The sequence below is a fragment of the Rufibacter sediminis genome, assembly GCF_014269285.1.
Taxonomy (GTDB): Bacteria; Bacteroidota; Bacteroidia; order Cytophagales; family Hymenobacteraceae; genus Nibribacter; species Nibribacter sediminis.
This window is the reverse complement of record NZ_JACOAF010000021.1, coordinates 68,511-89,728: the sequence shown is the minus strand read 5'-3', so window position 1 is coordinate 89,728 and position 21,218 is coordinate 68,511. Positions and strand designations below refer to the sequence as shown.

Sequence of the window (21,218 nt, the reverse complement as noted above, 5' to 3'; positions counted from 1 at the left end):
CTACCTTATAGGTTTAAATTATTGATTTCAGAAGGTAGTTTCACGCCCTTCACACTATTAACCGCCTTAACATTATCTAAAGTGGATCTATTTGAAAAGTTATTGGCCAACCGCGGACCGCTTGGCAGCCATTCTCACTATGCGCACGGGTATTTCACGTTCCCTAAACTGGAGGGCGAGATTGCTCCGCGCATGACCTTCAGAGGAAAACAAGTCCTCACCTGGAGCTTGAACAACTATCTGGGCCTGGCCAACCACCCGGAAGTGCGTAAAGCCGATGCTGATGCTGCCGCTGAGTTTGGAATGGCCTTGCCCATGGGCGCCCGCATTATGTCTGGTAACTCAAATAACCACGAGCGTTTAGAGCGTGAATTAGCCGAGTTCGTGCAGAAAGAAGACGCTTTCCTGCTCAACTTCGGGTACCAGGGGGTGGTGTCCATCATTGATGCCCTGGTAGACCGCCACGACGTGATTGTGTACGATGCCGAGTCGCATGCCTGTATCATTGACGGCGTTCGTCTGCACCAGGGCAAGCGCTTCGTGTACCAGCACAATAACATTGAGAGCCTGGAGAAGCAACTCCAACGCGCTACCCGTTTAACCAATGAAACCGGCGGCGGCATCCTGGTGATCACCGAAGGCGTGTTTGGCATGAGCGGCAACCTGGGTAAATTGAGAGAAGTGGTGGCGCTGAAAGAGAAATTCAACTTCCGGTTGATGATCGATGACGCCCACGGGTTCGGGACCATGGGGAAAACCGGGGCCGGTACCGGTGAGTTCTTAGGCGTACAAGACGGTATTGACGTGTACTTCTCCACCTTCGCCAAATCCATGGCCAGCATTGGCGCGTTTGTGGCTAGCAACGAGCAGGTAATTGAGTACCTCCGTTACAACATGCGTTCCCAAACGTATGCCAAGTCTCTGCCGATGACCCTGGTCGTTGGCGCTCTGAAACGTCTGGAATTGCTCCGCACGCAGCCAGAACTGAAAGACAACCTCTGGACCGTAGTAAATGCCCTGCAGTCTGGCCTGCGCGAGAAAGGCTTCAACATTGGCACCACTGAGTCTCCGGTGACACCGGTGCTTCTGAATGGCCAAATCCCTGATGCAACGGCGCTTACGCTTGATTTGCGCGAGAATTTCAATATTTTCTGTTCAATTGTGGTTTATCCGGTAGTGCCAAAAGACGTGATCATGCTCCGTTTGATCCCTACCGCTGCCCACACCTTGGAGGATGTTGCCGAAACAATTGCCGCCTTTGAAGCGATCTCCGCGAAGCTGGATAAAGGACTTTATACTAAATCTTCTGTGACGGCCTAGAAAAGGACTTGTTTTATAAAATAATACAAACTTTTTATTTTTTTGCACCTTATTATAAAATTCCTATATTAGAGCCATTAAACGTAATGTCAAACCATTTAAACAAGCTCTAATGAACAATTATTCCAAACTTAAGGATCTGGTTCTTTCTCTGGAAGGCGACTTTGAGAAATTCTATGACAAGAAGAATTCCGCTGCCGGTACCCGCGTAAGAAAGGGTATGCAAGATCTTAAAAACATGGCGCAGGACATCCGTAAGGAAGTTCAGGACATGAAAAACAGCGAAGGCGCTGCTAAATAGTAAGTTGCTCTGAAATAAGATATTATGAGAAAGGTGAGTGATATGCTCACCTTTTTTCTTTTGAGCGCTTATAAAATCAAGAGCCTCCTGCTTATGAGCCGTTTTTAACAAAACAGCCCTAAAGCAGGAGGCTCTTGATTTGTACTATTATGCTAAATAGAACGGGGTTAAACCGCTTTCACGAGGTAGTAATTCTTCTTTCCTTTCTGGATCACCAGGTACTTGCCCTGGAGTAAATCCTGAGACAGCGCCTCGTCTGGTTTGTCCACTTTCTGCCGATTGATGCTCACGCCGCCGTTCTGGATCATTTTTTTCGCCTCGCCTTTCGACTCAAAAATCTGGTTCTGGGTCAGTTCAGACAGGAAATCTACGGCAAGAGTATCGGCTGACAGGCTGTCTTTGGGAACCTCAATCTGGGGCACGCCTTCAAACACGGCCAGCAGGGTAGCCTCCGGCAGACTGCGCAGGGTTTCCAGGTCGCCTTTCCCGAACAGGATTTGAGATGCTTCCACGGCGCTTTCGTATTCCTCGGCGGAATGCACAGTGGTGGTCACTTCCTTGGCCAATGCTTTTTGCAATACGCGCAGGTGCGGTGCCTGCTGGTGCTCGGTCACCAGAGCTTCAATTTCTTCCTGGGTTAAGAGGGTAAAGCGCTTCACCAGCTTCTCGGCTTCCTCATCGGCTACGTTGAGCCAGAACTGGTAGAATTTATAGGGTGACGTCATGTTGGGGTCCAGCCACACGTTGCCGCTCTCGGACTTCCCGAACTTGCTGCCGTCGGCTTTGGTCACCAGGGGAGTGGTGAGCGCGAAGGCTTTGCCGCCTTCCATCCGGCGGATGAGCTCGGTGCCCGAGGTGATGTTCCCCCACTGGTCAGAACCGCCCATCTGCAGTTTCACGTTCTTGTGCTTGTACAGGTGGTAGTAATCGTAGCCCTGCAGCAACTGGTACGAGAACTCGGTGAAGGAGAGTCCTTCGGCCCCGTTTTCGCCTTCCTGCGCCGTGATCCGCTTCTGCACCGATTCCTTTTTCATCATGTAATTCACCGTGAGGTGCTTGCCCACGTTGCGCAGGAAATCCAGGAACGAGAACTCCTTGAACCAGTCATAGTTGTTCACGATCTCGGCGGCGTTCTCCACGCCCTCAAACTTCAGGAATTTCTCCAGTTGCTTCCTGATACCTTCCTGGTTGGCGCGCAATACCTCCTCCGACAACAGATTCCGCTCCGCGGATTTGCCCGATGGGTCCCCGATCATACCCGTGGCACCGCCCACCAGCGCGATGGGCTTGTGGCCCGCCCGCTGCAGGTGCACCAGCAGCATGATGGTGGCCAGGTTGCCGATGTGGAGGGAAGAGGCCGTCGGGTCAAAACCGATGTAGCCGGTGGTCATGCCTGCGTTCAGTTGTTCTTCTGTGCCGGGCATGGTGTCCTGCAACATGCCGCGCCAACGCAGTTCTTCAATTAAATTCATGTAGCTTCAATTTTACTTGGGCCAAATATACCCAAATAAGTTTTTAGTTGTCAGTTGTTAGTTATCAGTTGGAAGTGCGTTCTGCTAGCCGGGCACAAATTGATGAGGTAAGTGATGGTGGTGTCGTAAGATTTGATCTTAGATAATCCCGCTTGTGGTTCCCGGCGAGTCTGGAGACTCGCATCATCCTTCGGCACGAGACTGAAGTCTCGCGCCAGCTTCTTCTATTAACAACTTCTTCTATTAACAGACTAAGGACTCGTTACTCAGAACTCAGGACTCAGTTGTACGCAGTTCCTACGAGTGTCTGCGCCATTGTAGCGTTTTGAGGCAGTTTTCAAGAAAAGACCCCTAAAGCAGCCTGTTCAGAACAGCTATTAACGGCATAGGAATCACGAACTACTGCCCACCTGAAACGAAAATTAGGTAAATTGCCGTCTCGTTCCGTTTTCATTTCCATCCATTCCCTTGTCCATGGCGCTTACCGCAGATGACATCCTGAAGCAACTCAAGAACCGTGAATTCGCTCCCGTGTATTTTTTGCAGGGCGATGAACCGTATTACATAGACCTGATCTCTGATTACATTGAGCAGCATGCCTTGAATGACATGGAAAAGGGCTTCAACCAAGTGGTGATGTACGGCAAGGATACCGATGTACCGACGGTGTTGCTGCAAGCCAAGCGCTTCCCGATGATGTCTGACCGGCAGGTGGTGATTGTAAAGGAGGCGCAGAACCTGGCCAACTTGGAAGCCGATCCCGAGAAAGACCCGGCGGCCAAGCAGCTGGATGCCTATCTTAACAACCCGCTGCCGTCTACCATTCTGGTGTTCTGCCACAAGCACAAAACCGTGGATGGGCGCAAGCGGCTGGGCAAGTTGCTCAGCAAACAGGCGGTGTTCCTGACCACCAAGAAGCTCTATGACAACCAGGTACCCGGCTGGATTAATCAGTTCATCAAAACTAAGAACCTCATGGCTACCCCGCAGGCGGTCATGATGCTGGGTGAGTACATCGGTTCAGACCTGTCGCGTTTAGCGAACGAAATTGAGAAACTTGCCATTAACCTGAAGCCGGGCCAGACCATTGATGAGAAGCTGGTGCAGGAGAACATCGGCATCAGCAAGGAATATAACATTTTTGAACTGCAGAACGCGTTGGTGCGCCAGGATGTGCTCAAGGCCAACCGCATCTTGAATTACTTTGAGTCCAATCCCAAGGACAATCCGCTGATTCCCAACCTGGTGCTGCTGTTTTCCTTTTACTCCAAACTGATGACCCTGCACCTGCTGCCGCAGATCACCGAGCAGACGGTGGCCAAAGAGCTGGGTAACCGCGGATTTCTGGCCAAGGAGTACTTGCAGGCCCTCCGGGTGTACCCGTACCGGCGCGTGCTGCAGATCATCCAGTTCATCCACCAGGCCGATTTGCAGAGCAAGGGCATTGAAGGAGGGGCAATGTCAGACGCGGCCATCCTGAAGGAACTGGTGTTTAAGATGCTGCACCCGGTGCCCGTTCTACCAAAAAAATCGTTTTAGGGCTGTTTTGGCTAAACAGGCCCTAAAACAGGAATTTTTGTAGCTGGCATCTATGCTAAAACTGCTATATTATCGTTCAGGCGTAGAGGCGGTTTTGTAAATTATACTGTCGCTTCCCCGCATTTTTCCTAATTTTGAAGGACAGGCCCGCCCTGGCATCGCAGAAAAGAACTGCCCTGCCTCGGGCGGCGGCCTAAAGCCTATTTCACTATGAAACTACCGCACAAGTTAGCCTTGGCTACCGCCTTACTGGGAGGAACGCAGATTGCGCACGCGCAGCAATCCCTGACCTTCCGCTCAGAAGAGCGCTTCTTTCAGGAAGGGTTAGAGTTGTACGACCGTGAAAAGTTCGGGGCGGCACAACAGGCCTTCGCTGAGTACATCCGGTTGATCAATGACCCCTTGAAGACCGCCGATGCCCAGTACTACTACGCCATCAGCGGGCTGCACCTGCTTCACCCCGATGCCGAGCAACTGGTGCTGCAGTTTGCCTCCCGCTACCCGGCGCACCCCAAGGCGGCCACCGCGTTCTTTGAATTAGGAACCACTTTCTTTGACAACAAGAATTACGACAAAGCCATTCAGTACCTGGAAAAAGCCCCGGCCGATCGGCTGGACGATGCCCAGCTCAAGGAGGCTGATTTCAAACTGGGGTATTCCTACTTTTCCAAAAAGAACTTCAAAAAGGCGAAGGAGCTGTTTGACCGCAACAAGCGAGGCACGCATAAATATACGTACGCCTCCAGCTACTACGCTGGCTATCTGGCGTACCGTGAGGGCGACTACATTGGCGCCAAGCTGGACCTGAAGGTAGCCGAGCAGGATGAGAATTACCGCACCGCCGTGCCGTACATGCTCACCGAGGTGCTCTATAAGGAGAAGAACTTTCAGGAGGTGATCAGCTACGGCGAAAAGTCGTTGCAGATGACTCCGCCGGTGCAGAACCCCAAGGAGATAGAGGTGCTGGTAGGCGATGCCTACTTCCAGCGCAACGATTTCCAGAACGCCTCTAAGTACTTCAAGAGCTACGGCCAGGGGAAAAAGACCTTGGACAAAGCGGTGCAGTACAAAATGGGGATCGCTGATTTCAAGAACAATGATTTCAAGAGCTCCATTGAAAACCTGAAGGCCGTCGCCTTCCAGTCCGACTCGCTGGGGCAGAACGCTTCCTACCATCTGGGCTTAAGTTACCTCAAAGACAACAACAAGCAGTTCGCGCTGCGGGCGTTTGACCAAGCCCGCAAGCTTAACATTGACAAGAACGTGAAAGAGGGAGCTACCGTGAAGTACGCGCAGCTCAACTATGAACTGGGCAACTTCTCAGAGGTGATCAACTCCCTGGCCTCGTTCTCCAAAGACTATCCCGATTCCCGGTTTGCCGGTGAGGCGGATGACATCCTCAGTGAGGCCTACCTGAACTCCAGCAATTACATGGAGGCCATCCAGCACATTGAGAAGCTGCCCAAGCGGAGCCACCGCATCAACGAGACGTACCAGCGGGTAACCTATTATCAGGGCGTAAAACTCTACAATGACCAGTTGTTTCAGCAGGCGGTGGCCATGCTGGACAAATCACTGGGCTTTCCTTACAACAAAGACATTGAGGCGGGCAGCAACTTCCTGAAAGGCGAGGCTTACTCTATTGGACAGCGCTGGCCCCAGGCCATCAACAGCTACGGCGCGGTTTTCCAGACTGTGAACTCCGGCCGCACCGAGTTTTACGTGAAGTCCCGCTACGGCATAGGCTATGCGTATTACAATGAGAAGCAGTACGACAAAGCTTTGGTGCACTTCAAAGCGTACCTGAACGACAACACCATCAAGGCCGGTAATCCCAACTATGCTGATGCCATGATCCGGCTGGCGGACTGCTATTATGTGACCAAGGATTACACCTCGGCGTTAAGCTACTATGACCAGGCGCTGGCCGCCAAAACTCCGGATGCTGATTACGTGGCTTTCCAGAAAGGAGTGGTGTACAACCTGACGGGCCGAAGGGATCAGGCCATCCAGTCGCTGCAGTCATTGTTGAAGTCTTTCCCCAGATCTCGCTACGCCGATGACGCCGTGTACCAGAAAGGGATCATTGACTTTGAGAACTCGAACTACGCACCGGCTATTGCTTCATTCTCCCAACTGGTCGATAATTATTCCTCCAGCACGTTGGTGCCGAACGCCTTGCAGAAACGCGGAGTTGCCTACATGAACCTGAAGCGCCAGAACGAGGCCATCGCGGACTTCAAGCGGGTAATTGATCAGTACCCTACTCATGAGATCGCCAACAACGCCCTCTACAGCCTGCAGGAAGCTTTGGGAGCCTCCAACCAAACCGAGCAGCTGGATACATATTTAACCAAGTTTAAGGCCGCTAACCCAGAAAGCGATGCGCTGGAAAGCGTTGAGTTTGAAGCTGCCAAATCGCTTTATTTCAATGAGAAATATGCCCAGGCTATTCCTAAGTTTGAGGGTTTTCTGAAAAGTTATCCGGCCAGTGCCTCTGTCGCCAACGCCCGTTATTTCTTAGGAGATTCTTACTTCCGTAATGGAGATAAGGCCAACGCGCTGCGTAGCCTGAAGGAAGTGGCCATAGAAGGAAAGTCGGAGTACCTGAGCAAAGCGGTGCAGCGCGTAGCCGACATGGAATTTGAGAACGGCAACTACACCGAGGCCGCCAATTTCTACTCCCGTCTGCGTGACCTGGCGGTGAACAAGAAAGAGCAGGCCAACGCCTTGACTGGACTCATGAAGAGTTTCTACTTCACCAATGACTTCAACAATACCATCCTCATCGCCGATGACCTCATTGCCCGCGGCAACGCCACTTTAGGTGCCTACAACAGTGCCTTGCTCTTCAGAGGGAAAGCCAGTTATGCCTTGGGCCGTTTAGATCAGGCGGCTAAGGAATTCAGCACCGCCGCCACCTCGGCCACGGATGCCAACGGCGCCGAGGCCCATTACCTGCTCAGCGAGATTTACTTCAAGCAGAACAAATACAAAGAAGCGCTGGACCATGGTTTTGAGTTCAGCAAGACCTTCGGCGATTATGACCTGTGGTTAGGAAAAACTTTCCTGCTCATTGCCGATGTGTACGTGGCGCAGAATGAAGCCTTCCAGGCCAAGGCAACCCTGAATTCCATCATCGAGAATTCACCGCTGGAAGAAATCAAAACCGAGGCCAAAGCCAAACTGGCAGAACTGGAAAACAGTGTCACTCCTTCTACCAGCACTCCTAAAGAATAAGACCATGAGATATACTAAAAAATGGGCAGGTGTCTCTGCTCTCTTTCTGTTAGGTTTACTTCCGGCCGCTCAGGCCCAGACGGGTTGGGGAGAAGGCAACAAACTGGAAAGCACAGAGATTGTCGTTGAAAAGAACCGGGTGCTGGAGCTGCCAGAGGCCAACCGAAATTTTCAGAAGTTTCTCATTCAGCCGCCCGCGTTGGGTGACCGCAAGGTGACGTACCGTTTCAATGAGTACCGTCTGCCGGAGCATTACATCAACCTACCCATGAAGGTGCTGACCATCCAGCAGGAGGAACTCTCCAAGCTCTATGGAAATTACGTGAAAGGAGGCATCGGCAATTATGGGACGGTTTACGCCAAAGGCTACTTCCATAACAAGCGGAGCGATAAATCTTCGTTCGGGGCGCAGGTAGGGCATCTGTCTTCTTCTATGGGCCCGATTGAAAACTCCGGCTCCGCGAGCAGTTACGTGCAGGCCAATGGCGATCTGTATTCCGGTCCCATCACGGTGGGAGGCCGGGTACGGTATGAGCGTGACCAGAATTATTTCTACGGCGGTAAGAACGTAGCCGAAGTTGATAAAAGCGATATAAAACAGGTATATAACCGCTTTTTGGTGGAGGGGCACTTGAACAACCTCAATGACCTGAAAACCCCTTTCCATTTCGATGGCAAAGTAGGCCTGACCCACACCGGCGACAACTACAGCGCCAAGGAAACCCATCTCTTTGGCCGGGTAGAAACCAACTACAGCCTTAGCGATGTCTCCAAAGTATTAGTAGATCTGGATCTGGCGTATACGAACCAGAAAGATGCCGAAACCTATGGACGTGGTTTCTTCAAAGTTCGGCCTGCGTACGCCTTGCAGATGGATCGTCTGGGTCTGATTCTGGGCGCTACCATTGCCTATACCGGAGACACCATCAATGATGCCCGTAAATTCAACCTCTATCCAGCTCTGGAGGCGAATTACCAGGTAGTTCAGAACAAGCTTTCCTTGTTTGTAGGAGCAGGCGGCGATCTGGAGCGTTCTACGCTGTACTCCATCAGCAAAGAAAATCCTTTTGTAAACCAGAACCTGCAGGTGGCCGACGTGAACAGGAGTCTAGAAATCTATGGCGGGGTGAACGGCAGCATCAGCAAGTATGTGCAGTTCACCGGTCGTCTGGCGCTGCAGAATTACCGCAACCTGTACTTCTTCAACAACTCGGTAGCAGATTCCACCAAATTTGACCTGCTGTATGACAACGGGGTCACCAAGGTGTTCCAGTTCTTCGGGCAGTTGACCTTTAACCAGTCAGAAGATTTAAGGTTAGGGGTGAAGGCAGAAAGCAACAAGTATACAACTACCTCACTCAGAGAGCCTTTTCACCGTCCCGACATGAAAGCGACGGCTTTTGCAACCTATAATCTTTCAGACAAGATTCTCTTGAACAGTGAACTTTACTATATTAGCAGTTCGTTCGGGGAAATAACCCGTACAGATGGTACGAAATTGCTGCGCGAGACTGATACCATCGTTGACCTTAACCTGAAAGGCGACTACCGCTTTTCGCCACGGTTCTCGGCGTTTCTGATGGGGAACAATCTCCTGGGCAGCAAGTACGAACGTTTTGTGAATTATCCTACCCAAGGGATTTCGGTTCTGGGTGGGGTGACCTATTCCTTCTAAGCTACTATGGTTCAAAGCCACATAAAATCACTGCTGTACGCCTATGACTGCGTGATCATCCCCAACTTTGGGGGATTGATCACGCACTATGTGCCTGCCAAAATCCACCCGGTGAAACATATGTTCTCGCCGCCTTCCAAACGGATTGCCTTCAATGAGCAACTGAAGGCGAATGACGGGTTGCTGATCTCCACCTTGGCGCAGAAACAAAAGTGGCCCATGCCGCAGGCCCAGCTGGCCGTGGCCGAGTTTGTGGTGGAATTGAAAGAGCAGCTAAGAACCCAGCACCGCTTTGAATTGCAGGACGTGGGGGTGTTCCGCTATAACGCCGAGCACAAGCTGGTCTTTGAGAACCTGGAGAACGACAACTTCCTGGAACAGGCTTTCGGGTTACCGGAACTGGTGGCGAAACCCATCGCCGGTAAAGAAACCTTGATCCTGCGAGGCAAATACCAGGATCAGGCAGCGCAGGCCACTGATGGCAAAAAAGTGGGCAGCAAGTTCCGCAAGCTATACCGCGTGGGGGCCGGTCTGGTGATTGGCTGTGTTTCCGTGGCTACCATTTACCTGCTGTCTCTGCAAGGCGACATGGCGCTGAGCTCCCTAAATCCGGTGACCTTGCTGACCGGAACTGAAACGACTACTTCGTCCCCTGAGGCAACCCCGGAGACGCCTGATGTAGATGCCTTTGAGCAAGCCCAATTAACGGAGCAATACAAGTCCGCTCTGCCGGTGGAGCCTTCTCTGGAAGCAGAACTTGCCGCTGAGGATTCGCTTTTAGCCGCTTTTCCGAAAACTAGCCCCAAAACGGAACCAGAAGCTAGTAGCGCACCTGAAGTATCACTTGAAGACAAAGAAGAAGCTCCAGTAGCCGCTGCCCCAGTGGTAAAGGAAAAAGCCTTGGCTAAAGCCGATAAGCCAGTAACCGTGAAGGCAGAAGAAAAAGCTCCAGAGGCAGAATCTTCCACAATCAAACGGAAGACCGGGCGTTTCTACATCATCATGGGCGTATTTGATGCCTCTAATGGCTATGCGGTCATGAACCAGAAGCGGCTTCAGAAAAAAGGATTTACCGCTAAGATCATCACCTCCATCTATGACACCAAACGGCAACGGGTCTCAGTAGCGGATTTTGCTTCTGAAACCGATGCCTTCGCAGCTCTACCGGCGTTGCGCGCAAAAATCAGCAATGAACTTTGGGTATATAACTATTAACATGAACGCTTTTCTGCTCCAGATTACCACTTCAGCACCTGTAGACACCACTGCCGCCGCCACTCCCGGGGCAGAAGCCACCCAAGAAACCGTCTCCTTATTAGACTTAGCTATGGCGGGCGGATGGGCCATGATTCCGCTCATCCTGCTGTCATTGGTCGCCATCTACATCTTTGTGGAACGGTATCTTACCATTAAAAAGGCCTCGCAGAATCCCGCTGGTTTTATTGGAAGGTTGAAAAGCTTAGTGTTGGCCGGTGATGTACAAGGAGCCCGCATGTTATGTGCCCAAACAAATTCACCCATCTCGCGCATGCTGGAAAAAGGAATCTCCCGTATCGGGCAGCCTTTGAAGAGCATTGAGGCTTCTATTGAGAACGTAGGTAAAATTGAGATTGCCCGTTTAGAGAAAGGCCTTTCTGGCCTGGCTACCGTTGCCGGTGCGGCTCCCATGCTGGGCTTCCTGGGAACAGTGACGGGGATGATTGGCGCCTTCATCGCCATTGCACAGGCCGAAGGAACCATCAGTCCCAAGTTGCTGTCCAGCGGTATTTATGAAGCTATGGTAACCACAGCAACTGGCCTGATTATTGGTCTGCCTGCGTACGTGGGATACAACTTCCTGGTGTCTAAGATTGACAGCATCGTGCATGACATGGAACACAGTTCCATTGAGTTTATTGACCTTTTACAGGAGCCGCAAGCCTAATGAATTTACGTTCAAAAAATAAGATCAACCCGGAATTCAACATGTCCTCCATGACGGACATTATCTTCTTGTTGCTGATCTTCTTCATGCTCACCTCCAGCTTTGTAACCCCCACGGCCTTACCAGTGAACCTGCCCTCCAGCTCCAAAGGAGGGATTGTGATGCAAAAGGTAAGTGTGACCATTACCGCTGACCTGAAGTATTTGGTGAATGACAAAGAAACAACCCTGGAAACCATGAGCACGGACCTGGAGCAGGCGTTGGGCGGAGCGGAAGAAGGCGAACGGGTGGTGATTTTAAACGTAGACAAGACTGTACCCGTGGAATATCTGGTGAAAGTGGGCGGCATTGCCAGCGACCTGAAAGCCAAGATCTCCATTGCTACGGTACCAACTGAATAAGGAATGATTGCCGTAAACAGACAAGAAGAAGAAAAGAACAAACGCATTGCCATGGGCGTGAGCCTGGTGGTTCATGTGCTGTTGTTGCTGTTTCTTTTCTACATGCTGGCGTGGCGGGCTCCTGATCCACCCTTAGACCAATTGGGGGGCATTGAAATGTCTTTCGGAACTACAGAGACCGGCAGTGGCGATGTGCATAGCAAAGCGGAGCCAAACCCCTCTACTAACACGGAGGACAGCAAGCCGGCGGCCAAAGCGCCTAAAGTGACGCCAACACCACAGCCCCAACCGCAGCCCGTAGAAGTCACCAAAGCCGAGAAGGTGGTGACAACCACCATGGAATCTCCGGTGAGTGTGAAAGAAGAGCCTAAACCTAAGGTAGAAGAACAGCCCAAAGAAGTTGTCAAAAAAGTAGACACCCGCGCCCTGATGACGGGTAAAGCCAAAGACGGTGCCGGGAACGGAACCGCCGGAAGCAGCAATCGGCCTACCGGAAACAACAACGGAGACGAAGGCACCGTGGGCGATAAGGGAAATCCGGCCGGTATTTATCCCGGTAAATCGAATGGCAAAGGAGGGAGCGGCGGTGGTTCCTTGAACATGCCCGGCTGGCGCTATGACATCGCCCCGAGACCTGACCCGTATGACAATGAAAGCGGCCGGGTTGTCTTCCGGATTAAAATTGACGCCGACGGCGAACTGGTGAACCTGGAAGTAGTGGAAAGCAACGTGAGTCCGCAAGTAGTGAACTGGTACAAGAACGAAGTAAGAAAGACCTCTTTCAGCCGAACCAACTCCGCGGCCTCCAGTGCGGGTGCTACCGGAACCATCACCTTTATTATCAGAGCCAATTAAAAGACGACCTTCGTGACGTACGAACAAGCCTTAGATTACCTATACCAGCAGTTGCCGATGTTTCACCGCATCGGCAACGCTGCTTTTAAGAAGAGCCTGGACAACATTCTGGCGTTAACTGCGGCCCTAGACAATCCGCAGCACAAGTTCAAAACCGTGCACGTAGGCGGCACCAACGGCAAGGGAAGCTCTTCCTCCATGCTGGCGGCCATCTTGCAGGCGGCGGGCTACAAAACAGGGCTGTACACGTCGCCGCACCTGAAGGAGTTCACCGAGCGCATCCGGGTGAACGGTGAGATGATCTCCCGGGAGAAAGTTGCTTCGTTCACCCAGCAGCACCAGACCTTATTTGAGGAGGTGAAACCCTCGTTCTTCGAGATGACAGTGGCTTTGGCCTTTGACTACTTTGTGGAAGAGCAGATAGACATTGCCATTATTGAAGTAGGTTTGGGCGGTCGGCTTGACTCCACCAACATCATCACCCCACTGGTTTCCCTGATCACCAACATCGGCTTAGACCATCAGGCCTTGCTGGGAAACACTGTGCAGGAGATTGCGGCCGAGAAAGCGGGCATCATAAAACCAGGGGTGCCGGCGGTGATCAGCAGAACCCAGGAATCAGTTTCGGGCATCTTTGAGCAAAAGAGCCTTGAAACGGAAAGCCTGCTCATCTTCGCGGAGCAAGCCTACAAAGTAGAGTTTCTGCAAGCCTCCGGATTATCATCATATTATACTGTGTACAAAGGTGATACCGTGTATCTGGATCAACTGGAACTTTCACTGCTGGGCAGCTACCAGCGGTTCAATTTACCCGGCGTGCTGGCTACGGTAGATCAGTTGAACCAGCAAGGGTACCAGATCTCGGAGGACCAACTCAGGGCGGGTTTGCGGGACGTGCAGGGACTTACCGGTTTAAAGGGGAGATGGCAAATTTTAGGACATCAGCCGTTGATGATCTGTGATACCGGTCACAATGTAGACGGGCTGCGGGAGGTCATTCTGCAACTACTGGCCATGCAGCCGAAACAGGTGCATTTCGTATTCGGGGCGGTTAACGACAAAGACATTCAAAGCGTGCTGCGTCTTTTGCCGGTGAGCTACCGGTATTATTTCTGTGAAGCGCAAATCCCGAGGGCTTTACCTGTGCACAAGCTTTGGGAAGAGGCGCAGTTTGCCGGCCTGAAAGGGGCGGCTTACCCCACTGTGGAAGATGCTCTTCTGGCCGCCAAAGCTTTTGCCCAGGAAGATGAGGTAATATTCATTGGCGGTAGTACCTTTGTGGTGGCAGAAATAGCCGATCTATAATTAATGGGCAGAGGTAAACTAGAAAAATTTGCGGTAAACGCCACCCGGGCTAACGTGGTGGAACCGGGAAAAGAGAATTTTGAGAAACTGAAGGGGTGCTGGAACAAAGACTTCTTCCTGAAGGAGCAACCGTTGGTGCTGGAAGTGGGGTGTGGCAAAGGTGAGTACACCGTAGGAATGGCACAACGGCACCCCGACAAAAATTTCCTCGGGATTGACATCAAAGGCAACCGGATCTGGAAGGGAAGTACGCTGGCCGAGGAAGCCGGTTTGTATAACGTGGGTTTTCTGCGCATTTTCCTGGAGAACCTGGACCAGCACTTCGGGGCGCAGGAGGTAGACGAGATCTGGATTACGTTCCCGGACCCGCAGCCCCGCAAGCGGGACATCAAACGCCGACTCACTTCCCCGCGCTTTCTGGAAATGTACGAACGCATCCTCAAACCCGGCGGCAAACTCCACCTGAAAACCGACAGCGAGCTTCTCTTTGACTATTCCCTGGAAGTGTTACAGGAGCGAAACGCCGCTAACTTGCTCTACACGAAAGATCTCTACGAATCTGATCTCCAGGAGCACACCATGGGCATCTACACCACCTTCGAGAAGAAGTACCTGGACCTAGGCGTTCCCATCAAGTACCTCCAGTACTCGGTTTAATGTGCTAATTTTTGGATTTGAGGATTTGGAAATTTGAAGATGTGCAGATATAAGAAAGCGTGCGAATTCCTACTTATCAACTAGCTTAAAAGAGAAATCCCTTTTGGGGATGTTTTTCAAAAACATCCCCAAAAGGGATTTCTCTTTTAATGACAGGTTAAAGATCTAATTGATGAATGGCTGACTAGCTATTAAAAGTGCTCTACTTCTAAAATTAGCACTTTAGCACATCCTTTCATCGCCACATCTCCACATCTTCAAATTTCCAAATCCAAAAATAAGCACATTACCCTAATCTTCCAGTTGCTCGAAAATCTCCTCCAGTTCGTCAAAGTTCTTGAAGCCGGGGCGGATTTCCTGGCCGCCTTTGAGGGCGATGCCGGCCGGTTGGATTTTGTCCAGGGCTTGGCGGGTATTTTCTTTGGTCAGTCCGAAGCCCAGCAGAATGGGGTACTTTTTGGAAATATCGCGCAGGAAACGCAGGTTAGTATCGTCTATGAAGGAAAAGTCCTCTGAGTCAATCAGGAAATACTCTACGTGCTGTTGGTAGGTCTCCAGGGTGTTCAGGAGGTTTTCCTCAACGGTGTCTTTGTCAATGAGCACCCGCAGAATGATGGGCAGGGGCAGATCGTCCATTTCCTCAATGAAGTAGAGGCTGTTCAACTGCAGCATGTCTACTTTATAGTCGAGCAGGAGCTCCTCTAGTTCCTGAACGGGCATATTGGTTACTTCGCCCACCAGTTTCACCCCGGATACCCAGCCCGAAATTTCCTTGAAGGCGGCAGGGGTAAGGTGCTGCGGTTGGCCCGGCTGCAGGGAAAAGCCCAGCATCTCCACGCCCATGCCGGCGCAGTACCGGGCATCGCTTAAATTGGTGATCTGGTTCACCAGAACTATTGTATTTAGTGCCATCGCTTTGTTGCTTGTTTTAGAAGAACAGGCGTTTTAAGACCGGTTCTAACGCCAAAAGTAATGCGTTTCGGTTTTCAAGCCTACAGGAATTCGTTAAAAGTGGCTTTTCCAGCGCTAAACTATTGCTGTGCTTCTGTTAAACTTATTTTAGCGAGACAGGGTTTGGGAAAGTACAACCCGGTAAGTGCCTGAAAGACAGAAGCAGGCAGAACGCGTTAAAATCACTATATTTGCAGCATTGTTTTTCGGCGGGACTGTGAATCCCGTTTCATCTAAGAAAAAAATGAGTTCAAAAGGAAGAGTATTAGTCGCTATGAGTGGCGGAATTGATTCCTCCGTGGCAGCGGTGCTGCTGCACGAGCAGGGATACGAAGTAGTGGGCATGACCATGAAAACCTGGGACTACTCCAGTTCCGGGGGAAGCAAAAAGGAAACCGGCTGCTGCAGCCTGGACTCCATCAACGATGCCCGTGACATTGCGGTGCAGTTGGGTTTCCCGCACTACATCATTGACATCCGGGAGGAATTCGGCGATTACGTGATCAACCATTTCACCGATGAATACATTGCCGGACGTACGCCTAACCCTTGCGTGCTGTGCAACACCCACATTAAATGGGATGCCTTGCTGCGCCGCGCCGATAAGCTGGGCTGTGATTTCATTGCGACCGGGCACTACGCCAACATCCGGGAGGAGAATGGCCGTTTTGTCATCTCCAAAGGGAAAGACCATAACAAAGACCAGTCGTACGCACTTTGGGGAATCTCGCAGGAAAGCCTGAGCCGCACCATTTTCCCGTTGGGGCAACTGCATAAAACCGAGATCCGGCAAATGGCTATGGACCGCGGGTTCGATGCGCTGGTGAAGAAAGCCGAGTCGTATGAAATCTGCTTTATTCCGGACAACGATTACCGCGGATTCCTGAAAAGGAGAGTACCCACCTTGCAGGCCGAAGTAGCCGGTGGCGAGTTTGTGCTGGAAGACGGCACCGTGGTTGGCAAGCACGAAGGCTACCCTTTTTACACCATCGGGCAGCGGAAAGGATTGGGAGTGGCACTTGGGTATCCCGCGTTTGTAACCCGCATCGAGAAAGAAACGAATAGGGTAGTGCTGGGCAATTACGAGCAGTTGGCTAAGAACGGCATGAACGTAGGCAAACTGAGCATGGTCAAATACGAGAACCTGCTGGGTCTGCCCACCGAGACCATCACCAAAGTACGCTATAACGACCCCGGCACCGCCGCCACCATTGAACAGGTAGGCGATAAAATGCTGGTGAAGTTCCATGCGGGCGTAAATGCCATTGCCCCGGGCCAAGCCGCCGTTTTCTACGAGGGAGACGACGTGATTGGCGGTGGCTGGATTGAAACCAGCTTTCTTGTAGACTAAGAACTACTCAACTCATATGAAACGAATCTTGCTCTTTGTGGTCCTGTTGACCAGCCTGCTTTCTTCCTGCGGAGACGATGAAATCACCCGTGACGCAGAACGCTTCGGTTACCAGTACTATCCGCTGGCCATTGGCAATTACTGGATCTTCAACGTCACAGAGAACAAGTACGTCCGGGACGCCATCAGTCAGACCTCCACGTACCAGAAGCGCGAGTGGATTGACGCCACCGTGACCGACCAAACCGGCCGGGAGTGGTACCGGGTGCAGATCAGTCGTAGGAATACGGCCAGCGATGCCTGGATGGTCAGCGGCGTGAAGCTGATCTCCATGTCTTCTTCTGATCTCCGGATTCAGGAAAACAACCAGACCACGGTGCAGATGATCTTCCCTGTGAAGAATGGCAATTCCTTTATATCCAATGCGTTCCGGAACGAAGACCACGACAAGCCGGTGTACTATACCTACGCTGACTTAGGCAGTATCTTCACCGAGGCTGGAAACACCTATGACAACACCGTCACTTTGCTGCAGGGAGATACCGATACCCAATTGGAGTACCAGGAGAAATATGAAGTGTACGCCGCCGGGAAAGGTCCGGTGAACCGGACTGACAAGCATTACTTCTACTGTGATGACTCTACCGGTGAGCAGTGCCCGTACGGCGAAGAGTACATCGTGAACGGTACCGATAAACTGGAAGTCCTGGAAAGCTCCGGCAAAATGGAATAAGCATCCGTCAAGATGAACAGCAAGGCCTCGTTATAGCTCTTATAACGAGGCTTTGTTTTAGGGCTACTTTCTGGAAATCACCCTTTAAACACAGCTGATAAGGTTGGTAGGTTACGTTAGTTCTTGCTAAGGCAATTTTCATCGCTTTCTGTGAAAAGAACTGCACTGCGTTTTAAGGCTATTTTCAGCAAAAGGGCCTTAAAACAGCGTTCCTTCAAGTGGCTAAGCTTCTGAGCAGCACATCTAATTGTTTTTTGCGGTCAGAAAGCGTTGCTTTGTGTAAGAAAAAATAACCTTATGCCTCATTTGATTGCCCCTTCGGTGCTGGCCGCCAATTTCGGTCAGTTAGACCATGCTATTGAGATGCTGAACCAAAGCGCCACGGATTGGATTCACGTGGATGTGATGGATGGCCGTTTCGTGCCGAATATCTCCTTCGGGTTTCCCGTGCTCCACGCCATTCAGAAGGTAGCCCAAAAGCCGCTGGATGTCCACCTGATGATTGAACACCCCGAGTTGTACATTGAACAGTTCAGAGCGGGCGGGGCCGAGATCATCACCGTGCATTACGAAGCATGCCCGCACCTGCACCGCACGCTCCAGCAGATCAAAGCCTGCGGCGCCAAAGCAGGCGTGGCTCTGAATCCGCATACGCCCGTTTCTTTTCTGTCTGAGGTAATCCAGGACATTGACGTGGTTTGCCTCATGTCGGTGAATCCAGGGTTTGGGGGGCAGAAGTTCATTCCGCACACGTACCAGAAGATCAAGGAACTGAAAACAATGATTCAGGAGAAAGGATCGGCTTGCCTCATTGAGATTGACGGGGGCGTGAACCTGGAGAATGCGCCTTTGCTGCTGTCAGCGGGTGCCGATGTGCTGGTGGCGGGTTCTTTCGTGTTCAATTCCCCAAATCCGGTGCAAACCATTTCAGATCTGAAACAACTTTCCTTTTAAAGGCGAATGAGCATGCGTACTGGTCTGTGGGGTGGAGTTTTGCTTCTCTTGTTGAGTTTCTCAGCCAGGGCGCAACAAGCGTATTTGCAGGGAGTGGTGCAGGACGCCGGTCAAAAGCCCTTGGTTGGTGCCACCATCACCTTGCAGGACAAAGGCATTTCGGCGGCTTCAGACCCGCGCGGCAGATTTAATCTGAAAGTTGAGCCAAATACCCGTTACATATTAGTTGTAAGCTACATAGGCTACCAGACGCAGCGCGAGGAAGTTCAGTTGCTGCCCAATGAGACCCGGTTTGTGACCGTTGAACTGCAGGAAGAGAACAGCCAGCTCACGGAGGTACGCATCAGAGGGAAAAGCAGCGATGACACCCGCGAGCAGGTGAGCATCACCCGGTTGGACCCGCGCCTGACCCAGACTTTGCCATCGCCTTTTCAGGAATTCAACAAGATTCTGCTCACGCTACCGGGGGTGACCAGCAACAACGAACTCTCGTCCAGCTACTCGGTTCGGGGCGGTAGTTTTGACGAGAACCTGGTGTATGTAAACGGAATTGAGGTGTACCGGCCGTTCCTGAACATCAGCGGACAGCAGGAGGGCCTTAGCTTTGTGAACCCAGATCTGGTGGAGGATGTCACGTTCTCCTCAGGTGGCTGGCAGCCAAAATACGGCGATAAGTTGTCCTCGGTGCTGGATATCCAATATAGAACGCCCACCAAATTTGCTGCCACAGTCTCTGGAAGCCTCACCGGTGGATCAGTCCACACCGAAGGCACCGGAGCGAAAGGACGGTTTGGCTACCTGCTGGGCGCTCGTTATAAATCGGCGGCGTACGTCCTGAATAGCCTGGAGGTAGAGGGCGACTACCGCCCGAAGTTCTCTGACATCCAGACGTACCTCACCTATGACTTATCTCCGAAGGAGCACCGAGCCGCCGGTCTGGAGCCCAGAACCCAACTCAGCTTCTTAGGCAACATCGCCCGAAACAATTACCAGGTACGTCCGGAAACCCGCGAAACCACGTTTGGAAACCAATTTCAGATGATGCGCCTTTTGGTAGGGTATGACGGACAGGAGCAGATGCGCTACACCACCTACCAGGGAGGCCTCCGGCTGCAGCATGCCTTTACCCCTTACGTCAACACCGAATTGATCTACTCGGGTCTTTACAGCCAGGAACGGGAGTTCAGAGATCTGGAATCAGGGTACCGGTTCTGTGATGTTTTGCCCACGCCGGGCGTATCACCGTTCAACCGTTGCGCCGGAGAGCGCGGGGTAGGTACGAGGTACGAGTATTCCAGAAACCGGCTGCGGGCGGCGCTGCAAACCCTGGAGTTCAGAACCACCTGGACCCCATCTTCCAGACACCAGTTCAGCGCCGGAATCAAAGGCAGTCAGGAAGACATCCGGGACGTGCTGAATGAATACTCCTTTCAGGACTCGTCTGATTACGTGTATGACCTTTCCAGCCTCCAGAGCCAGCAGAACCTTTCCTCCAAGCGGTACCAGGGCTTCGCGCAGCACCAGTGGAACTTAGACAGCCTCAAGACCCTGACGTACGGAGTTCGGTTTCATTACTGGTCCGTGAACAAGCAGCTCTCGGTGAGCCCGCGGGTGCAGTATGCGGTTCAGTTACCGCGTCTGCCGGATTGGTCTTTCAAACTGGCTACCGGTTTGTACGTGCAGGCACCCATCTACCGTGAGTTGCGCACCACTCAAGGCAATTTGGTGACTGACCTCAACAACCAGCAATCCTGGCATTTCATCACTGGCTCTGAGTATCGGTTCAAGAAATGGGGAAGACCTTTTAAGCTGACTGCCGAGGGCTACTACAAATACCTGCCTTCGGTAATTCCGTATGATCAGGACAACATGCGCATCCGGTACCTGCCCCAGGTGAACGCCACCGCTTATGCCGCCGGGATTGATGTGCGGGTGAACGGGGAGTTTATCAAGGGCGAAGAGTCCTGGTTCAGTTTGGGCTTTCTAAGAACCAGAGAGAACCTGACCGGCGACTCCACCATCACCCGAGATCTTGAAACCGGCCAGGTACTTAAAAAAGAAGCCCGCAGCTATATCCGGCGACCAACTGATCAGTTGCTGAACTTTGGGGTGTACTTTCAGGACCATCTACCCAACAACCCCACCTTGCGCATGTACCTGAACATGGTGTTCAGCACGGGGCTGCCGTTTAGCCCGCCAGGAAACCTCAGCCTGCGGAGTGGTTTTCCCGGACCTTCCTACAAGCGGGTAGACATTGGTTTCTCCAAACTGATTACCATCAGAGGAACGGAGAACGCTGATAAACTGAGCCTGAAAAGCCTGTGGCTTAGCCTAGAGGTCCTGAACCTAATTGCCGCCAACAACGTGATTTCCTATAATTACGTCAGGGACCTGAATAGCGTCACCTACGCCGTTCCCAATTACCTGACCGGTAGACTGATCAACCTGCGTTTTATTGCCCGATTATAGAAAACAGGCTTAAAACATGCCGCAACACCTGACGCTATAAGCAGCCATCTTTTCCTCATCACTCCCTTATA

Annotated in this window: 17 protein-coding genes; 15 read left to right on the top strand and 2 right to left on the bottom strand. The window is 51.8% G+C overall.

What is annotated here, in order from left to right; all coding sequences use genetic code 11:
* Positions 1 to 81: 81 nt before the first annotated feature.
* Complete coding sequence (locus H7U12_RS08680) at positions 82 to 1,320, top strand: aminotransferase class I/II-fold pyridoxal phosphate-dependent enzyme (RefSeq protein WP_186636064.1); 1,239 nt, start codon at positions 82 to 84, stop codon at positions 1,318 to 1,320.
* A gap of 112 nt (positions 1,321 to 1,432) precedes the next feature.
* Positions 1,433 to 1,621 (top strand): histone H1, encoded by a 189-nt coding sequence (locus H7U12_RS08675; protein WP_186636062.1) that lies wholly within the window; start codon positions 1,433 to 1,435, stop codon positions 1,619 to 1,621.
* Positions 1,622 to 1,788: 167 nt separating this feature from the next.
* On the opposite strand, the gene tyrS is transcribed toward H7U12_RS08675, so the two are convergent.
* A complete protein-coding gene (gene tyrS, locus H7U12_RS08670; RefSeq protein ID WP_186636059.1) occupies positions 1,789 to 3,093 on the bottom strand; it encodes a tyrosine--tRNA ligase in 1,305 nt (434 codons plus the stop codon).
* Between the two features lie 474 nt (positions 3,094 to 3,567).
* Between tyrS and holA the strand changes: the two genes are divergently transcribed.
* The 9 genes from holA to trmB all read left to right on the top strand — a co-directional run bounded on the left by holA (position 3,568) and on the right by trmB (position 14,689).
* Positions 3,568 to 4,632 carry a DNA polymerase III subunit delta gene (holA, locus tag H7U12_RS08665; RefSeq protein ID WP_186636056.1) on the top strand — a complete coding sequence of 355 codons (1,065 nt, stop codon included), beginning with the start codon at positions 3,568 to 3,570 and terminating at the stop codon, positions 4,630 to 4,632.
* Positions 4,633 to 4,842: 210 nt separating this feature from the next.
* Positions 4,843 to 7,872 (top strand): tetratricopeptide repeat protein, encoded by a 3,030-nt coding sequence (locus tag H7U12_RS08660; RefSeq protein WP_186636052.1) that lies wholly within the window; start codon positions 4,843 to 4,845, stop codon positions 7,870 to 7,872.
* Between the two features lie 4 nt (positions 7,873 to 7,876).
* Positions 7,877 to 9,547 carry a TonB-dependent receptor gene (locus tag H7U12_RS08655; protein WP_186636049.1) on the top strand — a complete coding sequence of 557 codons (1,671 nt, stop codon included), beginning with the start codon at positions 7,877 to 7,879 and terminating at the stop codon, positions 9,545 to 9,547.
* A 6-nt stretch (positions 9,548 to 9,553) separates the two neighbouring features.
* Positions 9,554 to 10,762: an HU domain-containing protein gene (locus H7U12_RS08650; RefSeq protein ID WP_186636046.1), complete on the top strand. Its 1,209-nt coding sequence runs from the start codon at positions 9,554 to 9,556 to the stop codon at positions 10,760 to 10,762.
* Position 10,763: 1 nt separating this feature from the next.
* Positions 10,764 to 11,471, top strand: a complete 708-nt coding sequence (locus H7U12_RS08645) for a MotA/TolQ/ExbB proton channel family protein (protein ID WP_186636042.1) — start codon at positions 10,764 to 10,766, stop codon at positions 11,469 to 11,471.
* Positions 11,471 to 11,872, top strand: a complete 402-nt coding sequence (locus tag H7U12_RS08640; RefSeq protein WP_186636039.1) for an ExbD/TolR family protein — start codon at positions 11,471 to 11,473, stop codon at positions 11,870 to 11,872. Before H7U12_RS08645 ends, H7U12_RS08640 begins: the two co-directional genes overlap by 1 nt.
* A gap of 3 nt (positions 11,873 to 11,875) precedes the next feature.
* Positions 11,876 to 12,727, top strand: a complete 852-nt coding sequence (locus H7U12_RS08635) for an energy transducer TonB (RefSeq protein WP_186636036.1) — start codon at positions 11,876 to 11,878, stop codon at positions 12,725 to 12,727.
* A 12-nt stretch (positions 12,728 to 12,739) separates the two neighbouring features.
* Positions 12,740 to 14,032, top strand: a complete 1,293-nt coding sequence (locus H7U12_RS08630; protein WP_255897478.1) for a bifunctional folylpolyglutamate synthase/dihydrofolate synthase — start codon at positions 12,740 to 12,742, stop codon at positions 14,030 to 14,032.
* A 3-nt stretch (positions 14,033 to 14,035) separates the two neighbouring features.
* Positions 14,036 to 14,689 carry a tRNA (guanosine(46)-N7)-methyltransferase TrmB gene (gene trmB, locus H7U12_RS08625; protein WP_186636033.1) on the top strand — a complete coding sequence of 218 codons (654 nt, stop codon included), beginning with the start codon at positions 14,036 to 14,038 and terminating at the stop codon, positions 14,687 to 14,689.
* A gap of 291 nt (positions 14,690 to 14,980) precedes the next feature.
* On the opposite strand, the gene trpF is transcribed toward trmB, so the two are convergent.
* Positions 14,981 to 15,601: a phosphoribosylanthranilate isomerase gene (trpF, locus tag H7U12_RS08620; RefSeq protein ID WP_186636030.1), complete on the bottom strand. Its 621-nt coding sequence runs from the start codon at positions 15,599 to 15,601 to the stop codon at positions 14,981 to 14,983.
* A 283-nt stretch (positions 15,602 to 15,884) separates the two neighbouring features.
* Between trpF and mnmA the strand changes: the two genes are divergently transcribed.
* From mnmA to H7U12_RS08600, 4 genes are all read left to right on the top strand, one after another.
* Positions 15,885 to 16,991, top strand: a complete 1,107-nt coding sequence (gene mnmA / locus H7U12_RS08615; protein WP_186636027.1) for a tRNA 2-thiouridine(34) synthase MnmA — start codon at positions 15,885 to 15,887, stop codon at positions 16,989 to 16,991.
* A gap of 16 nt (positions 16,992 to 17,007) precedes the next feature.
* Positions 17,008 to 17,724 carry a hypothetical protein gene (locus tag H7U12_RS08610; protein ID WP_186636024.1) on the top strand — a complete coding sequence of 239 codons (717 nt, stop codon included), beginning with the start codon at positions 17,008 to 17,010 and terminating at the stop codon, positions 17,722 to 17,724.
* Between the two features lie 297 nt (positions 17,725 to 18,021).
* Complete coding sequence (gene rpe, locus H7U12_RS08605; RefSeq protein WP_186636021.1) at positions 18,022 to 18,678, top strand: ribulose-phosphate 3-epimerase; 657 nt, start codon at positions 18,022 to 18,024, stop codon at positions 18,676 to 18,678.
* Positions 18,679 to 18,690: 12 nt separating this feature from the next.
* On the top strand, positions 18,691 to 21,147 hold the full coding sequence (locus H7U12_RS08600) for a TonB-dependent receptor (protein WP_186636415.1): 2,457 nt from the start codon (positions 18,691 to 18,693) through the stop codon (positions 21,145 to 21,147).
* The last annotated feature ends 71 nt before the right edge of the window (positions 21,148 to 21,218 follow it).